The following is an 18,592-nucleotide window of genomic DNA, read 5'->3' as shown; positions in this document are numbered from 1 at the left end:
TGAGTAAAAGGTGTGTTATTTATCAATTGATAATTTTTCGCTGTCGTTATAATGCTTTTTATCGATGATAGTACCCTTGGAAAGCACTATAAGTCCAGGATTAGAACGTATCATTGTTTTGAGGGTAGTAGCATCGTTATAATAAAAGTTGAAATTGAGTTCGTATTTCTTTACGATATAAGGGGCTTTCTCCATTTGTGAGGTAAGACCTATCACGGTATATCCGTTTTTAAGAGCTTTATCGGTTACGGTTTTGATAGCCTTAAAAGCCTCTTGGTCAGCAAGGTCGAGACGATAAGAAACTACCATTAAGAGCTTTTCTTCTGCCATAAATTGTGGCAAATAGTCTGTTTCTCTATCTTTATCCTGAATATAGAAATCGTGTATAGGAGGCAATTCGGTAGTAGAGGTAGAGCTTACATATTCACCATCTACTTTTGGGAAACTTGCATCTTTAGTTACAATCACTTTTTCTTTGCCGTTTACTTTGAAAGTCCAATAATAAGTAACGGCATTGGGTGGTAATTCCATACCTTTGGGGATATTTGTTCCTATCTTATATGGACGAAAATCTTTTATGGGTAAGTGATTGTAGACGTAATATACAAAGCCTATGCAGAAAAGCACAGAGAGTACTGTAATTAATAAAGGTAAATTGCCTTTGGTAATGGGTTGTACATATTTTTGCCCCCAAAAGACGATGAGAGCTAAAACTAATAGTACCATATCTTTGGTAAACGATTGCCAAGGTGTAAATTTAATAGCATCACCAAAACAACCACAATCAGTTACTTTGTGAAAATAAGCCGAATAGAAGGTGAGGAAGCCAAAGAATACTAACATAGCCAGCAAAAGCCACAAAGTGAGCTTCTTTTTATAGCCTACCAATAAGGTTACCCCCAAAACTACTTCGAAAATACATACCAAAATGGCAAAAGTTAAAGTATATGGTACAAAAAAAGGCATATTGAGCACATCGGGAGCAAAATAGTCTTCCAATTTAAATGAAAAGCCCATAGGGTCATTGAGTTTTATCATTCCACTGATGATAAAAGTAACACCTAATAATATGCGACAAAGCTGGATAAGATATTTCATATAAGTTGTTATTTAGTTGTTATGTTGATTGTTTAAATGTATGAGAGCAAACACTGCATAGTTTATCATATCTTGATAATTAGCATCAATGCCTTCACTAACTAATGTTTTTCCTTTATTATCTTCAATTTGTTTTACACGCAAGAGCTTTTGCAGGATAAGGTCGGTAAGAGAGCTCACCCGCATTTCGCGCCACACCTCGCCATAATCGTGGTTTTTAGCTTCCATAAGGGAGCGTGCTTCGGCAACTTTGGCGTCGTATAGCGCCGTTGCCTCTTCGAGACTAAGGTCGGGCTGGGTAGCTACTCCTTTGTCTATTTGAATAAGAGCCATCAGGGCATAGTTGATGATGCCTATAAACTCGGCTGTCTCATCTTCATTGATTTTATGCTCGGTATTCTCTTGTAGTCCTCGAATGCGTTGTGCTTTGATGAGAATCTGGTCAGTAAGAGAAGGGAGGCGCAAGATACGCCAGGCACAGCCATAGTCTTTCATCTTGTTGATAAAGAGCGTACGGCATTGTTCAATAACAGTGTTATATTGTTTAAGAGTGTTCATTTTAATTAGGTGACAGGTAATGAAAGTGCAAAGGTACGAAGTAATTAGCAAATGGACAAATTTGGAAATTTGGAAATGAGGTGCGAGCCGCACTGGCAGGGGGAATTAGCAAATTAGGAAATGAGAAAATTAGCAAATGTGGAGGGTTGAGGAGTTCGAAAGATAACGGAGAAGAACGGAAGGGAGCTGAGAGGAATTTTGATGAAAAAATGCTATGAGGAGGGTGAGGGTAGCTTATAGAGAGCTTATAGGAAGCTTATACGAATCTTGGACGATTGGTATAGAAAGAGTATATAAATAGTTGATTCATAATATCATACAACAGCACTAAAAATGTTAAAAACGGGGTTTCGAGGCGAAAGAAAGGGAAAAGGCACTAGGCCTTAGGCCATAGGCACTAGGGGGGAGTATGAAGGGAAAGGGGGAGTGTAGCGACGGAAAAGGGGGAATTTGGGACGAAAATATACTCCTTTAAAGGGGGAGTGTGGTGACGGAAAGGCGAAGAAAGAGAGGCTGATGAATGAAGAAATAATGAGCGGTGGGTGAAGGTAAGGCAGTGAAAAATGCTGTGAATTTTGAGATTTGATTTTAGTGATTGGGGATTTTTTGCGAAGGGTTGTACTGATTTTACCTAATAATTAGGCATTATTTATTGCTAATTACTTATAGTTTTGTACTTTTGCGCCCGAAATAACGAATATCATATGCTGAACGTTCACAACCTATCTGTTTCTTTTCAAGGCGAGTACCTCTTTGAGGACGTTGCTTTTATGCTGAATGCGGGCGACCGTGTGGGGCTTATTGGCAAGAACGGAGCGGGGAAATCGACGATGCTTAAATTGCTTTCACGCGAACTTAAACCGGATACCGGAGGCATTGCTACCGATAAAGATGTACGCATCGGATTTTTGAAACAGGATATTGATTTTGTGAAAGGACGTACTATTTTGGAAGAAGCCTATCAGGCATTTACTGAGATTAAGGCTTTGGAACGTCAGTTGGACGATATTCATCACCAGATAGAAACCCGCACTGATTACGAGAGCGAGGCGTACCACGATTTGCTTGATAAACTCAGCGACTATACGCATCGTTTCGACCTTATAGGGGGATACCAATACCAAGGTGAAACCGAGAAAGTGCTATTGGGGTTGGGCTTTCAGCGGAGTGATTTCGACAAGCTCACCGATAGTTTTTCGGGTGGGTGGCGTATGCGTATAGAATTGGCAAAACTGCTGTTGCAGAACAACGATATATTGCTATTGGACGAGCCTACGAACCACTTGGATATAGAGTCGATTATTTGGCTAGAACAGTTCCTCTCTACTTATAGCGGGGCGGTGGTAATTGTGTCGCACGACAGAATGTTTTTAGACAATGTGACCAATCGGACGATTGAGATTTCGGTAGGCAAAATATACGATTACCCGAAACCTTACACTCAGTTTTTGGAACTGAGAAAAGAGATGCGCGAACTGCAACTCGCCTCACAAAAGAACCAAGAAAAGAAGATACAACACACTGAAAAACTCATCGAAAAATTTCGCGCCAAAGCTACCAAAGCCTCAATGGCACAGTCGCTTATCAAGAAGTTGGACAAGATAGAGCGCATAGAGGTAGACGAGGAAGACAATGCGGTGATGAACGTGCGTTTCCCCGTATCGGTAACGCCAGGGAAGGTGGTGCTGGAAATAGACGATGTATCGAAAAGTTATGATGAAAAAGAGGTGCTCAGCCACGTGAGTTTGCTTATAGAACGAGGCAGCAAAGTAGCTTTTGTGGGACAAAACGGACAGGGAAAAACGACCCTCGCCAAGATGATAGTGGGCGAAATACCCTATGAAGGAACTATCAGGCTGGGGCACAATGTACAGTTGGCTTACTTTGCTCAGAACCAAGCCGACTACTTAGATGGAGAACTCACCGTGCTTGATACGATGTTTAATGCAGCTAACGACAGCAATCGCACTAAAATACGCGACATACTTGGGGCTTTTCTCTTCCGTGGCGATGAGGTAGACAAGAAAGTGAAAGTGCTTTCGGGAGGGGAGCGCAACCGTTTGGCATTGGCAAAGATGCTCCTTTCGGACTTTAACGTAATGGTGATGGACGAGCCTACGAACCACTTGGATATCAAATCGAAGAACGTACTCAAACAAGCCTTACAGCAATTTGAAGGGACGCTCATTATTGTGTCGCACGACCGCGATTTCTTGCAAGGGCTTACCGATAAGGTATACGAGTTTAAGAACAAACATCTGAAAGAATATCTTGGGGACATCGATTTCTTCCTCGAACAACGTGCTGCCGTTAATTTTAGAGAGATAGAACAGCAGAGCAAAAGCACTCCTGTGCAGGTAGAAAAAGAACCGCAGAAAGAAGAAAAACTCTCGTTTGAGGAACAGAAACAGCAGAAAGCCATTCAGAATAAGCTCAACAAGATAGAGAAGAACATTACCGCTCTTGAAGAAGCGCTTAAAGCGATGAATGAGCAGATGGGACAAGGCGTACAGAACGATGCTTTTTACAAGGAATACGAACAGAAAAAACAGCAGTTGGAAGATTTAATGACCGAGTGGGAATTATTAATGAGTTAAGTTATGCAACCTAAAAAAATCTTACTCTTTATTGTGGGGGTGCTGGTAGCCCTCTTTACAATGACCCTTTTCAGCAGTTATCACACCACCGCCAAAGGAATGGTGCGAGAGGGTATAGTGTTTGGTGACGCGATGTTACGCTATCCGACCCCTGATATATTGGGAATGCTCTTTAAAGGGGGAGAGGAAAATAATAAAGTAGACGAACTTATCAAAGATACTAAAACCATTGTAGACGAAAAGACCGAAAACTTAGCAAAAAAGGATACCATTGTTAAGGACACGGTACAAACTTCGGAAACCAATATAGAAGGGAAAATATATTACCCGGGGAATCATACGGATTATATCAGAAGACTTAAAGAGAAACTGTGTCAGCCTACCTGCCAAATAGTGCATTATGGTGATTCGCAAATAGAAGGAGACCGCATCACCGGCTATGTGCGCAACCGATTGCAATTGGCATATACTGGCGGAGGACCGGGTTTTATCCCTATAAAAGTAGTGTACAGCCAAAACAGTGTGGATATTATTGCTTCGCCTAACTGGACGCGCTACGCTTTCTTCGACCGCAAACAGCGCAAAACGGTAGCGCACGATAAGTATGGTTTGTTCTCTACCTTCTCACGTTTTACTAATTATGTGAGCAATACTGCTGATACAACTGCCTTACCCGTAGCAAAAGCCAGCTTTACGATTAAGCCTTCGGACAAATCGTATGCACGTTTAAGAAACTACACGCGCTTTGGGTTGCATTATGGCAATGCGATGGCAAAAGTGAATATACGTGTATATCAGGACGGGAATATTTTAAGAATAGATACTCTTATCTCAGATGGTAAATACCATAATTATAAGCTCAATTTCACATCTACTCCTAAGGAGCTAAAAGTGGAATTGGAAGGCAAGGTAAGTCCGGATTTTTATGGGATTACTCTTGATGCGTCCTCAGGAGTGAGAATGGATAACGTAGCGATGCGCGGTGAAGCAGGACGTATATTTACACGAATGAATTACGAGCATTTCAGACAAATGAGTGCAGACCGCAAGCCCGATATATTTATCTTTCAGTACGGAGGAAATACAATCCCCTATATGAAAACAGACCAACAGCTTCAGGAGTATGTAAACGCGTTGATATTTAATATCAAATGGGTAAAACGAGCCAACCCCAATGCAATGTTTATGCTTTTAGGTCCTGGAGATATGACAACTTCGCATAACGGGCAACTTATTACTTACTCTTTTGTGCCGAAAATGAACAAGCTGATGAAGGAAGAAGCCTTGAAAAATGGGATTGCTTATTTTAGTATCTTTGAAGCAATGGGAGGAGAAAACTCGATGACAGCGTGGGTAAAAAAAGGAATGGCTGTTTCGGATTACGTACACTTTACGCCACAAGGGACTAAACTAATTTCGGAAGTGTTTTACCAATGCCTACTTAACGACCTTGCCACGGTGCAATAATAGCTATGATAGATTTCTTTAAAAACTTCTTTACCTTTGAGTCGGCTCACCCACTTACTTTTGTACGGATAGACTTTTGGATATTCTTTGCTTTAGTATATGCGGTGTTTGTGCTCATCTATAAGCGTAAGCACGTGCGCAACTTGTTTTTGTTGCTTGCCAGCTTTTACTTCTATTACAAGGCAAGTGGGCTTTTTGTATTGTTATTGGTATTTAGTACTGTTACTGACTTTTATTTAGGGCATTATATCTATAATCAACAAGAAGAGCGAAGACGCAAAATAGGGGTTACTATTAGCGTTTGTGTGAACTTATTGGTGCTTAGTTATTTTAAGTATGCTTATTTCTTTACTGATACTTACAATGCGCTGTTTCACACTCATCACCAAACCTTTAACTATTTAGCTTATTGGGCAAACGGGTTTGACTATAACGGATACTTTTCAGTTGATAAAATTATATTGCCCGTAGGTATTTCTTTCTACACTTTTCAGACCATTAGCTATACAGTGGATATTTACCGCAGAAAGGTTGCACCACTGAAATCGATATTAGACTTTGGTTTTTATGTGAGTTTCTTCCCTCAGTTAGTAGCAGGTCCTATTGTACGTGCAGAAGAGTTTGTACCTCAAATTCTCAAAAAAACAGAGATTAGCAAAGAAGAGTTTAATAAGGCAATATTCCTTATTCTTAAAGGACTTATCAAGAAGATGATATTTGCTGATTTTATCGCGTTGCACTTTTTGGATAAGGTATTTGATGCTCCTGAAATGCACTCGGGCTTTTCTAACTTATTAGCTCTGATAGGTTACTCGCTCCAAATATACGGTGATTTTTCTGGCTATACCGATATAGCCATAGGGGTAGCGCTATTGATGGGCTTCCATTTGCCTGTAAACTTCAATTCACCTTATAAGGCTTTGAACTGTGGAGACTTTTGGAAACGCTGGCACATCTCGCTTTCTACTTGGTTGAAGGACTATTTGTACATTCCGTTAGGAGGTAACCGCAATAGCACCTTAGGAACTTTTGTGTTTTCCTTGCTTTTTGTAGTGATATTGGTAGTAGCGATTGGTAACCTCGCTTTTACTTTTATCACAGGGGGATTGCTGATAGCAGGTGCGGTAGTAGCTTTTTATTACAAACCTTTTGAGCGTTACTTGACTACTAATATCAACATTATGCTCACGATGCTTATTGGAGGATTGTGGCACGGAGCTTCGTGGAAGTTTGTTATATGGGGTGGATTGAACGGTTTGGGTGTGGTAGCTTATAAGTATTGGCGCAAGGTGAGTCCGTACGAGCAAAGTAAGCTGTGGATTACTCGCGCTTGGAAGATAGCCTTTACCTTTGCTTTTATTACCTTTACACGCATATTTTTCCGAGGTAATGATATGGAGAGCATAAACTTATGGTTCGCACAAGTGGCGAACAATATGAGTTGGGATACTGCTACCGAAGTGATTAGACATAACAATATTCCATTAGGTGTTATCTTGATTGGTTATATTACCCATTGGCTACCACAGCATTGGAAAGACTATGTGGAACACGTGTTTGCCGAGAGCCATTACGCTGTGAAAATAGCGATAGTCTTAGTAGTAGTGCTCATTTGCTATCAGGCTTATTCTACCGATATTCAGCCGTTTATTTACTTCCAATTTTAGTTAGGTAAAAAGTAGGAGTAAAAGATAAAAGGGGGAGATGACCTATTGGGAATTAGTAGCTAAGAATACGATACAAGCAATAATGACTATAAGCACCAAAAAAGTTACTCCAGAAATAATAAGCCCTGCGACGGCTAATGTTTTAGGCTTCTTGCCCATTCCGATAATAGATAATATCAATCCGGTGAGCCATATGATAAGGTTCACGATAGGGAGCAATACGAGGAATATTGCCACTACAGACGTTATGAACCCCACCAGACCTATGGGATTGTTATTTAGGTTGTTATCGTTATATTGCCTATTGTGAATAAACGACCAGTCGTTTGGGGTATTTTGTTTGAATTCTTCCATCTCTATTAAACAATAAATACTCGATTTTAATGCCACAAATATACAACAAAGAATTTATACTGCAAGTTAAAAAAACTTTTTTATAGGTAAAAGACACAAGCCACACGAGTAGATGTAATTAGAAGATTTGAGAATTAGCAAATGGGAAGTGAGGCTTGAAAAGTTTTTATAGGAAAGAGAAGAGTTTAATAATTAAAGGCTGTTTGAAAGATGAGCGAATCTGAGGCGAAAGTAAGACGATGGAAACCTGTTAAAAGTTAGAGGGAATGTTATAACAGAACAGTGTAAGAAGTGAAAAACAATTAGAGATTTAGCCAAACTCCTTTGTTATTTATTGAAAAGTTATTACTTTTGCCGTCAGAATTAGATAAGAAATAAGACGCGTTATGTATTCGATTAAAAAATTATTACAAGACGGAAAAAACATACAAGGAGAAATCACCCTTAAAGGTTGGGTGCGCACCTTCCGCAGCAACCGCTTTATTGCCCTGAACGATGGTTCTACAATCGACAATTTACAAGTAGTAGTAGATTTTGAAAATACCGACCCTGAATTGCTTAAACGTATTACCACGGGAGCAGCTATTGAAGTAAAAGGAAGACTTGTGGAGAGTCAAGGGAAAGGGCAAAACGTAGAGTTACAAGCAAGTAACATAAGTATATTAGGTGATAGCAACCCTGAAGAATACCCTATCCAACCTAAAAAACACTCACTTGAATTCTTGAGAGAAAACGCTCACCTGCGGGTGCGCTCTAGTACTTTTAGTGCAGTGATGCGCGTGCGTTCTACTTTAGCTTTTGCTATTCACAAATACTTTCAAGACAATGGCTTTTTCTACGTGAATACGCCTATTATCACGGGTAGTGATGCCGAAGGGGCTGGAGAGATGTTTCGTGTAACGACCTTAGATGCCAAAAATCCACCACTTAATGAAAACGGCGAAGTAGACTACAAGAAAGACTTCTTCGGTAGGGAGACAAACCTTACCGTATCAGGTCAGTTAGAAGGTGAGACTTTTGCGATGGCACTTGGTAAGATTTACACCTTTGGGCCTACCTTCCGTGCTGAAAACTCCAATACCTCACGCCACTTAGCTGAGTTTTGGATGATAGAGCCCGAAATGGCGTTCTATGACCTTATCGACAATATGAATTTGGCGGAAGATTTTATTAAATACGTATTGCAATACACCTTGGAAGTACGTCGTGACGACCTTGAGTTCTTGAACAAAAGATTTTTAGAAGAAGAGAAGACTAAACCACAGAACGAGCGTAGCACAATGTCACTCATCGAAAAACTTGAATTTGTGATTCACAATCAGTTTAAGAGGGTGAGCTACACTGAAGCGATAGATATTTTAAAGAATAGCAATCACAATAAAAAGAAGAAATTTCAATACCCCGTAAACGAATGGGGTGTAGATTTACAAAGCGAACACGAACGCTATTTGGTGGAAAAACACTTTGAGTGTCCTGTAATTCTATACGACTATCCCGCAAATATCAAAGCGTTTTATATGCGCTTAAATGAAGACGGTAAAACGGTGCGCGCGATGGATATTCTCTTCCCAGGAATAGGTGAAATTGTAGGAGGCTCACAACGTGAAGAACGTTACGATGTGCTCAAACAAAAAATAGCTGACCTTCATATGGACGAGGCAACTCTTTGGTGGTACTTAGACCTTCGTAAGTTCGGTACAGCAGTACACAGTGGCTTTGGTTTAGGTTTTGAGCGCTTGGTACTCTTTGCTACTGGAATGACCAATATCCGTGATGTGATACCTTACCCACGCACACCACAGAGTGCAGAGTTTTAATGTAAGTTACATCAGGAAATATAAAAACCGAGTTACGAAAGTAACTCGGTTTTCTTGTGTAATTTTAAAAAATAAAACAATGACTAAGTTGCCATTTGGTATTTGTTTACTTTTTCTTTAGCCTTGATAAGGTCGAGATTCAAGCTGTTAATCTTTTGCTCTTTGTTGAGGATTCTTCCTTTGAACTTAGCATCGTCTTGAGGAGACAGAGCTCCTTTGGCTTTCTTTAAATTATACTTGTTTTGTTCCTTAGCTAAATCAGTTTTAGCTTTGGTAATTTTAGCCTCTATTTTAGAAACCTCAGAGTTAGCTTTGGACAAGCGTTCTTGATTCTTTTGAGCACGAGCAGCAGCTTTTTGTTGTTCTTTAGCGGCTTTTTCTTGCTCCTTAGCAGCTTTTTGTTCAGCTTTCACAGCCTTTTCCTGCTCTTTTTGTAATTTTTGTTGAGCCTTTAACTGCTCTTTTTGAGCTTTAAGTTCTGCTTGAGACTGAGCTTGAGTAGCTTCAACAGGAGCGGGAGCAACTACCGGAGTAGTGGTATCGGTCATAGTTCCCATTTCGTCTACTTGAGCAAATGACACTTGAGCTACGAATAGCCCAGCGAACAAAGTGAGTGTGTGTAATTTCATATCTGTTAAATTATTTAGTTTTCTTATAGGGTGCAAAGATAAGGAAAATATGCTTACCATTTGCATTTTTACAAAAGTTTAACACCAAAAAAGTCGCCTGCAAAGAAAAGAAGCGCAGGCGACTAAGGAGTAAATTAAAATATAAATAGTTATGGATTATTGAACATTTCCTCTGATACGTAAGCCTTTTACAGGGCTTGATTTGGCATTGGAGGTAACAGTAATAGTCTTGCTGATAGGTCCAACACGATTAGTATCGTATTTTACTTCAATTTTCCCTTTAGCTCCTGGTGCTACGGGTTGGTTTGTCCAAGAAGGAACGGTACAACCGCAAGAAGAAGCTACGTTAGTAATTACGAGGGGTGCTTTACCAGTGTTAGTAAACTCGAACACACGCACACCGTCTGCACCTTGTTTGATGTTACCGTAATCAATTTCTTCAGATTTAAAAGAAATCTCAGCGTCTTGGGCATAAGCCATTACACCAAAAAATGCTAAAAATACAAATGTTAAAAACTTTTTCATAGTATAAAAAATTAAAAATATAAGTTTGTTTTTACGGTTATAAATATTACAACAACCGTGCCAAAGAGTATTTTTTAAGGTAAAAATTAAGATTTAATAGTGTAGAGTAAAAAAGGGTTTGAGCGAAGAGAAAACATTGTAAGTCACACAGATAAATTATTAGTAGATTGGTGGATTTGGATATTACGGTTAACTTAATACAAGTCTTATACGATATAACGGGCAATGAGCTATAGAGGAGTGAAGCTAAGGTAAATCTGAGTCCAAGAAAAGTATTAGATTTTTTTTAAAAAAACTAAAGACTTATTCTACCAAAAGGTAACTTAAAAAATTGCACTTGATGTTGGAAATGGCGTCGTGTTAAAATTATCAATGGTTAATTGCTAATTGTGAATTGTTTTGTATCTTTGCCCTCTCACTTTAAATCTCAAAAAAACTCTTACATATATATTCAGCTAACGCTGGCTTTACCTAAAAAATGTACTTAATATTTGATACTGAAACTACGGGTTTACCCCGCCGTTGGGATGCCCCCCTTACCGATAGTGACAACTGGCCTCGCGCCGTGCAGATTGCTTGGCAATTGCACGATGAGTGGGGCACACTCATTGAGCATCAGGACTTTTTGATAAAGCCCGATGGCTTTGATGTGCCTTATGATGCCGAAAAAGTACACGGTATTTCTACCCAATTAGCAGAAGCACAAGGAGTGCCTATCGCTGAGGTGTTCAAAGCGTTCAACGAGGCGCTTAGCAAGGCGCAATATGTGGTGGGACAAAACATCGGCTTTGATATCAATATTATGGGGGCTGAGTTTTACCGCTATGGGGTGGAGAGTCCGCTTACGCAGATGCCTGTAATCGATACTTGTACTGAGGCAACTGCCAACCTCTGCCAGATAGCAGGCGGAAAAGGAGGTCGTTATAAGTTGCCCACCCTCACCGAGTTGCACTCTTTTCTCTTTGGCGTACCCTTTGCCGAGGCGCACAACGCCACTGCCGACGTGGAAGCAACTACACGCTGTTTCTTTGAATTGATACGTCGTGGCGAAGGCTTTCAAGAAGGTACTTTCAGTAGCGACTATATCAAAGAATTTCAAGGGCATCACACCTCACCTATAGGGCTTATCGGACTCAAGCACGTGAACCTCAAAGAGGCTTCCGATGCCTTGCGAAAAAGCAGTAGCACTGCGCAAACTACCGAATCTCACGCCGATGCTTCATTGTTAGAAAATGCGGTGTTTGCCCATTTGCACAACCATACGCAACACTCTATATTACAATCTACTACGTCTATAAAAGACCTCGTAAAAATCACCGCGAAAGAAAAGATGCCTGCCGTAGCACTTACCGATAGTGGCAATATGATGGCTGCCTTCCACTTTGTGCAAGCCGTACAAGGGCATAACAAAGAAGCGGAAGCTAAAAACAAAGAGGCTCAAGAAAAGGGCGAAACCCCTACCGAAACGCTCATCAAGCCTATTATAGGTTGTGAGTTCAATATCTGCGAAAATCACTTAGATAAAACCCGACAAGACAACGGCTACCAAGTGGTGATTTTAGCTAAAAACAAACAAGGCTATCACAATCTTACTAAAATGGCTTCTATCGCTTCTACCAAAGGCTTTTACTATGTGCCTCGTATAGATAAGGCGATTGTAGAGCAGTACAAAAGCGATTTAATGGTACTCTCAGGGGGTATGAATGGCGAAATTCCTTCTAAAATACTGAATATTGGTACCAAGCAAGCTGAAGAAGCACTCTTGTGGTGGAAAGAGCAGTTTGGCGACGACTTCTATCTGGAGGTGATGCGCCACAACCAAGAAGATGAAAACCGCGTAAACGAAACCCTTGTAGAGTTTTCCAAAAAATACGGGGTGAAACTCATCGCTACCAACAATACCTTTTATCTCCATAAAAAAGATGCCAATGCGCACGATATTCTGTTGTGTGTGAAAGATGGCGAAAAGCAGAAAACACCTATCGGGCGCGGTCGTGGCTATCGTTTTGGAATGCCTAACAACGAGTATTATTTCAAAACTTCAGCTGAAATGAAGGCGCTCTTCAAGGATATTCCTGAGGCGATTCTTAATATTCAAGAAATTATCGACAAGGTAGAACCCTATGGCTTGGCACGTGATATCCTCTTGCCTAAGTTTGATATCCCCGAGGAATTTCAGGTGGAAGACGACCCTACAGGCAAAAAAGGGGAAAACAACTATTTGCGTCATCTTACTTATGAAGGGGCTAAACGCAAATACCCCGAAATTACTGATGAAGTGCGGGAGCGTTTGGATTTTGAGCTTTCTATTATTGAAAAAACGGGTTACCCAGGTTACTTCCTTATTGTGCAAGACTTTATCGCAGCAGCGCGACGTATGAACGTATCAGTAGGACCTGGACGGGGGTCGGCAGCGGGTTCGGCAGTGGCGTTTTGTTTGGATATTACCAATATGGACCCAATTAAGTACGATCTCCTCTTTGAGCGTTTTCTAAACCCCGACCGTGTGTCAATGCCCGATATTGATATCGACTTTGAGGACTCGGGTCGCCAAGATGTAATCAATTATGTGATTGATAAGTATGGCGAGAGTCAGGTTGCACGGATTATCACCTATGGTAAAATGGCCGCTAAATCGGCTATCAAAGATACGGCTCGCGTGCTGGATGTACCTCTACAAGAGTCGAATAGATTAGCGGGCTTAGTGCCTAATGGGGTGTCATCTTTAGGGAAGATGTTCGGTTGGGACGATAAAACCCTCAAAGAAAAAGTGCGCAGTGAAGAACTGCCAAAAGTAGACGAACTGAAACGCCTTTTAGCAGGAGAAGGGGAGGAGGAGAGTACCCAAACCATTCAGCAGGCAAATATTATTGAAGGTTCGGTGCGCAACACGGGTATCCACGCTTGTGGGGTAATTATCACCCCCGATGATATCACCAACTTTGTGCCGGTAGCTTTAGCCAAAGATTCCGACCTATTTGTGACTCAGTTCGATAACTCGGTAGTAGAGAGCGCAGGGTTGCTGAAAATGGACTTCTTGGGGCTCAGTACCCTCACACTTATCAAAGATACTATTGAAAATATCAAACAAACGCATAATATAGAGCTCGATGCAGAGGCTTTTCCGCTCGACGATAAAAAGACTTACGAACTCTTCCAGCGCGGTGAAACGGTCGGGATTTTCCAGTACGAGTCCACTGGTATGCAGAAATATATGCGAGAGCTTAAACCTACGGTCTTTGCCGACCTTATCGCGATGAATGCTCTTTATCGTCCAGGTCCTTTGGAGTACATTCCTAGTTTTATCAAGCGGAAACACGGTATTGAGCCTATTGAGTACGATCTCCCCGATATGGAGGAATACCTCAAAGAGACTTATGGGATTACCGTTTATCAAGAGCAGGTGATGTTGCTATCGCAGAAATTGGCAGGTTTTACCAAAGGTGAAGCCGACGTGCTCCGTAAGGCAATGGGTAAGAAACAAATAGCCGTGCTAGCCAAGATGAAGCCTAAGTTCATTACCCAAGCCTCCGAAAAAGGTCACGACGCCCAAAAACTCGAAAAGATATGGGCAGACTGGGAGAAGTTTGCCGCTTATGCGTTCAACAAATCGCACTCCACCTGCTATGCTTGGGTGGGTTACCAAACGGCTTATCTCAAAGCCAATTATCCTGCCGAGTATATGGCAGCGGTACTCTCTAACAATATGAACGATATCAAAACGATTACTTTCTTCTTAGAAGAGTGTCACCGAATGGGTATCAAGGTGTTACCTCCTGATGTGAATGAATCGTTGTACAAATTTACCGTAAATAAAAACGGTGATATACGCTTCGGAATGGGGGCTGTGAAAGGAGTAGGAAAAGCAGCAGTCGATACGATTGTAGAACAACGCCAAGAACGTCCTTATACCTCTATTTTCGATTTGGCAAAACGCGTAGATTATAAGAGCATCAACAAAAAAGCCTTTGAAAGTATCGCTTTGGCAGGAGGTTTTGATTCGTTCACTAATGTACACCGTGCTCAGTACTTCCACGCCGAAGCTGACGGCGTTCCCTTTCTCGAAAAAGCTATTCGCTTTGGTACTAAATACCAAGAGAGTAAGAATTCCGCCCAAATGAGTCTGTTTGGTGGTGAGAGTGAAGTAGATATCCCTGAACCTGCTGTACCTAAATGTGAAACGTGGGGTAACCTCGAGCAGTTGCGCCGTGAGAAGGAGGTGGTAGGTATCTATATCTCAGGGCACCCGCTCGACGATTTTAAGCACGAGTTACAAAACTTTTGCAATATCAGTCTATCGGAATTGCAAGACTTACAACCTTTTATTAACCGTGAGCTCACAGTAGCGGGTATGGTAGCTGACCTGCAACATCGTACGGCTAAGAACGGAAAAGGTTACGGCTTTTTTACTCTTGAGGATTACGACGGCTCTTACGAGTTTAAACTCTTTGGAGATGATTATTTGAACTATCAGAAATATATGGTACCAGGGGCGTTTTTGTATATCAAATTTAAGGTGGTAGAAGGATTTCTCAATAGAGAAACCAACCAAAGAGGCGAACCTAGGATACAGTTTCTACAGATGATGCAGTTGCAAGATGTGATGGAAACCCTCTCTAAAAAACTTACTTTGCACGTGAATATAGAGGAGATTAACCAAGATTTGATTGCAAAATACAAAGATTTACTACAAAAGCACAAAGGGAAACAGTCTATTTACTTTGTTGTGCACCATCACAATGAAAATATTCACCTAAATATGGAAAATGGTAATCTAAAGGTGGCGATTACTAAATCTTTTTTAGATGATTTAGACGCTCTATTTGCAAAATATCATCTCAATGACCGCAGAATGGAGAAAATAGTTGCTAAAAAGACAGAAGATACTCACGACGACGAGGAAATGGCAATGGAGGATTTGGGATTATCGGAGTAGACAATTAGTTAATTTCTATTTTGACTGCTGACTGCTAACAGCTAAAAAAATCTTCAATCGTAACTCGTAGTTTGTAATTATTTTGTACTTTTGCACAACCACTTAAAAAGAAAAAGAAATGAGTGCATTGAGCGTTAATCACCTGTTGGGCATTAAGTATATCACCGAAAAGGATATACAGTTAATATTTGAAACTGCTGACCACTTCAAGGAGGTTATTAACCGTCCTATTAAAAAAGTACCTTCGTTGCGCGATATTACTATTGCCAACCTCTTCTTCGAGAATAGTACGCGCACTCGTCTTTCCTTTGAATTGGCAGAAAAACGTCTTTCTGCCGATGTGATTAACTTTTCGGCTTCTCAATCATCGGTAGCCAAAGGGGAAACCTTAGTAGATACCGTGAACAATATCCTCTCGATGAAAGTGGATATGGTAGTGATGCGTCACCCGAACCCAGGTGCGGGAGTCTTCCTCTCACAACACGTGAAAGCCTCAATTGTAAACGCTGGCGATGGAGCTCACGAACACCCTACACAAGCACTTTTAGACTCATATTCTATACGCGAACGCTTGGGAGATGTAGCAGGTAAAAAAGTAGTGATAGTGGGGGATATACTACACTCGCGCGTGGCACTTTCGAACATCTTTGCACTCCACAAGCAAGGAGCTGAAGTGATGCTATGCGGACCTCAAACACTTATTCCTAAATACATTCATAAATTGGACGTGAAGGTAGAAACCAATTTGCGCAAGGCTTTGAACTGGTGTGATGTGGCTAATATGTTGCGTATACAAAATGAGCGACTCGACATCAGTTATTTTCCTTCTACCCGTGAATATGTACAACAATACGGACTCACCAAAGAGGTATTGGAAAGCCTTGACAAAGAAATAGTGATTATGCACCCAGGACCTATCAATCGAGGGGTAGAAATTACCAGCGAAGTAGCTGATAGCTCCCAATCGATTATTTTACAACAAGTAGAAAATGGGGTAGCCATACGAATGGCAGTGATTTATTTGTTGGCAAGCAAGATTTAATAAGGTAAAAGATAAAAGGTAAAAGATAAAAGGTAAAAGATAAAAGGTAAAAGATAAAAGGTAAAGCCAGCGAGGGCTTACAGCTGGGTATGTGAATAAAAGGTGAAAGATAAAAAAGCGCGATGTTTACTATTTAAACATCGCGCTTTTTTAATTGTTAATTGTCAATTATTAATTGTTGTTATCTTCTAATTCTGATGGTGATAAGGGCAAAGATAAAAGTGGTGAAAAAGGAGAATATGGCATACACAAGGGCAGGTTTGGTCATATCGGTATTGCCCATAAGGGTACCTGCTACCAATATCGCCAAAGCAGTGTTTTGTAGACCTACTTCTATACTGATAGTCGTTGCTTGTACACCCGGTAATTTAAAAGATTTCAGAGCTATAAAATAACTAAGTGTCATCGCGCTGAGGTGCATTAGAAGCGTAGCAGGCAAGAGTCGGAATATTTCATCTACTGAAATACCACTTCCTCCTGATTGTTTATCACCGAAAAACTTGATAAAGAATACAATTCCCAACAATATGGTGTTTGTTACTTTTAAAGGAAAACGGATTTTAAGAGATACATTAGGGAAAAACCGGTTGAAGAATAAGCCCAACAAAGCTGGTATTATAATGATTTTGGCTACTTCCCAGACCATATTGAATATAGGGAGCGACACTTCGGTATGACCCCCCATAAAAACAACTACTGCCCAATTAGACAACACCGGAATGGTAAACAGTATGAGCAAACTATTGATAGCGGTAAGGGCTACTGCCAAAGCGGTATCGGCTTTGATGAGATAACTAATGAAATTGGAGGTAGTACCCCCAGGACATATTGATACGATGATGAGCCCTACTTTTTCGGCAGGGGGTAAATTAGAAAACTCGGCAATGATAAAAGCACAGATAGGCAAGAAGACCATCTGCAAGAAAAGCCCTAAGTACAAGGGCTTTGATTTTTTGAATATGTTTTCGAAATCGGAGAAGCGCAACGAACTGCCTATCGCAAAGGTGATAAGCATCAGCACTGCCGAAAGAAGGTAATCTATAAACATCAGCGATTAGCTTTTCTAATAAGTATAGGTATAGGTATAGTTTCTGTTGCTTTGAGAATTGCTTTTAATACTGATAGCAGTTATCAACTCGCCGTTATAAGTGATGGTATAGACTTCATCAGTAGTGGGGGTACCGTTATCTACTACTTTTCTTTCAAAAGCAGTAATTTTATTACCACTTAACGTATAGGTTTCAGTGGTTTTAACAGTGCCTATACTACCAATAGTTTCCTCTACTATCGTTTTAGGAAAAGCACCGCCGGGGGTGGTTTCATCATTGTTCTCTTTTTTACAAGAAAGAAAGATAAGTGTAAGACCTATGGCTAATAATAATGTTTTTTTCATTGGTTATATACTTTTATGTCGACAAAGGTACGAAACATTTTTTAATTAGCAATAAGAAGTGTGAGCCACACGGGCGGGTAGGAAATGAGAAAATTAGCAAATGTGGAGGGTTGAGGAGTTCGAAATATAGCGGAGGAGAACGAAAGAGAGCTGAGAGGAATTTTGGTGAAAAAAGGCTATGAGAAGGGTGGGGTTAGCTTATAGAGAGCTTATAGGAAGCTTATACGAATCTTGGACGATTGGTATAGAAAGGGTATATAAATAGTTGATTCATAATATAATACAACAGCGCTAAAAATGGTAAAAAAGGGGTTTCGAGGCGAAAGAAAGGGAAAAGGCACTAGGCCTTAGGCCATAGACACTAGGGGGGAATATGACGGAAAAGAGAGAGGAAAGAAAAAAGTAAGGTGGGGTAGGGTGAAGAAGAGTAATAGAAGTTTTGGGAGTTAAAGGTAAAGAAAATGAGGAAATAGGCTTAAAAACAAAAAGGACTGCCAGAGAGTTTCTGG

General features: G+C 40.6%; 13 protein-coding genes. 6 read left to right on the top strand and 7 right to left on the bottom strand.

Going from position 1 to position 18,592, the window contains the following annotated elements; all coding sequences use genetic code 11:
- Positions 1-15: 15 nt before the first annotated feature.
- Both HW278_RS03180 and HW278_RS03175 read right to left on the bottom strand, forming a co-directional pair.
- On the bottom strand, positions 16-1,098 hold the full coding sequence (locus tag HW278_RS03180; protein ID WP_178976906.1) for a BT_3928 family protein: 1,083 nt from the start codon (positions 1,096-1,098) through the stop codon (positions 16-18).
- Between the two features lie 12 nt (positions 1,099-1,110).
- Complete coding sequence (locus HW278_RS03175) at positions 1,111-1,656, bottom strand: DUF1599 domain-containing protein (protein WP_178976905.1); 546 nt, start codon at positions 1,654-1,656, stop codon at positions 1,111-1,113.
- A gap of 704 nt (positions 1,657-2,360) precedes the next feature.
- Between HW278_RS03175 and HW278_RS03170 the strand changes: the two genes are divergently transcribed.
- Genes HW278_RS03170 through HW278_RS03160 form a run of 3 tightly spaced genes read left to right on the top strand, consistent with a single transcriptional unit; the run spans position 2,361 to position 7,387 of the window.
- On the top strand, positions 2,361-4,253 hold the full coding sequence (locus tag HW278_RS03170) for an ABC-F family ATP-binding cassette domain-containing protein (RefSeq protein WP_178976904.1): 1,893 nt from the start codon (positions 2,361-2,363) through the stop codon (positions 4,251-4,253).
- Between the two features lie 3 nt (positions 4,254-4,256).
- Complete coding sequence (locus tag HW278_RS03165) at positions 4,257-5,720, top strand: lipase (RefSeq protein ID WP_178976903.1); 1,464 nt, start codon at positions 4,257-4,259, stop codon at positions 5,718-5,720.
- Positions 5,721-5,725: 5 nt separating this feature from the next.
- Positions 5,726-7,387 (top strand): MBOAT family O-acyltransferase, encoded by a 1,662-nt coding sequence (locus tag HW278_RS03160; protein ID WP_178976902.1) that lies wholly within the window; start codon positions 5,726-5,728, stop codon positions 7,385-7,387.
- Between the two features lie 42 nt (positions 7,388-7,429).
- On the opposite strand, the gene HW278_RS03155 is transcribed toward HW278_RS03160, so the two are convergent.
- Positions 7,430-7,741: a hypothetical protein gene (locus tag HW278_RS03155; RefSeq protein ID WP_009419211.1), complete on the bottom strand. Its 312-nt coding sequence runs from the start codon at positions 7,739-7,741 to the stop codon at positions 7,430-7,432.
- Positions 7,742-8,127: 386 nt separating this feature from the next.
- On the opposite strand from HW278_RS03155, the gene asnS reads away from it, so the two are divergent.
- Positions 8,128-9,558: an asparagine--tRNA ligase gene (gene asnS, locus HW278_RS03150; protein ID WP_015781696.1), complete on the top strand. Its 1,431-nt coding sequence runs from the start codon at positions 8,128-8,130 to the stop codon at positions 9,556-9,558.
- A gap of 83 nt (positions 9,559-9,641) precedes the next feature.
- Here the strand turns inward: asnS and HW278_RS03145 are convergent, their stop codons facing one another.
- Positions 9,642-10,253 carry a hypothetical protein gene (locus HW278_RS03145; RefSeq protein WP_015781695.1) on the bottom strand — a complete coding sequence of 204 codons (612 nt, stop codon included), beginning with the start codon at positions 10,251-10,253 and terminating at the stop codon, positions 9,642-9,644.
- Positions 10,254-10,343: 90 nt separating this feature from the next.
- The gene (locus tag HW278_RS03140) at positions 10,344-10,712 is read right to left on the bottom strand and encodes a DUF1573 domain-containing protein (protein ID WP_002673576.1); all 369 of its coding nucleotides are present in this window, start codon (positions 10,710-10,712) and stop codon (positions 10,344-10,346) included.
- Between the two features lie 478 nt (positions 10,713-11,190).
- On the opposite strand from HW278_RS03140, the gene dnaE reads away from it, so the two are divergent.
- Entirely contained in the window at positions 11,191-15,648 is a 4,458-nt protein-coding gene (gene dnaE, locus HW278_RS03135; RefSeq protein ID WP_178976901.1) for a DNA polymerase III subunit alpha, read from the top strand.
- 118 nt (positions 15,649-15,766) lie between these two features.
- The gene (locus HW278_RS03130; protein ID WP_178976900.1) at positions 15,767-16,690 is read left to right on the top strand and encodes an aspartate carbamoyltransferase catalytic subunit; all 924 of its coding nucleotides are present in this window, start codon (positions 15,767-15,769) and stop codon (positions 16,688-16,690) included.
- 181 nt (positions 16,691-16,871) lie between these two features.
- On the opposite strand, the gene HW278_RS03125 is transcribed toward HW278_RS03130, so the two are convergent.
- Both HW278_RS03125 and HW278_RS03120 read right to left on the bottom strand, forming a co-directional pair.
- Positions 16,872-17,738 carry a bile acid:sodium symporter family protein gene (locus HW278_RS03125; protein ID WP_178976899.1) on the bottom strand — a complete coding sequence of 289 codons (867 nt, stop codon included), beginning with the start codon at positions 17,736-17,738 and terminating at the stop codon, positions 16,872-16,874.
- Positions 17,739-17,753: 15 nt separating this feature from the next.
- Positions 17,754-18,083: a hypothetical protein gene (locus HW278_RS03120; protein WP_255493733.1), complete on the bottom strand. Its 330-nt coding sequence runs from the start codon at positions 18,081-18,083 to the stop codon at positions 17,754-17,756.
- Positions 18,084-18,592 lie beyond the last annotated feature (509 nt).

It is taken from the genome of Capnocytophaga sp. oral taxon 902 (genome assembly GCF_013394735.1).
In the GTDB taxonomy this organism is placed as follows: Bacteria; Bacteroidota; Bacteroidia; order Flavobacteriales; family Flavobacteriaceae; genus Capnocytophaga; species Capnocytophaga ochracea.
This window is presented reverse-complemented; position numbering and strand designations above follow the sequence as displayed.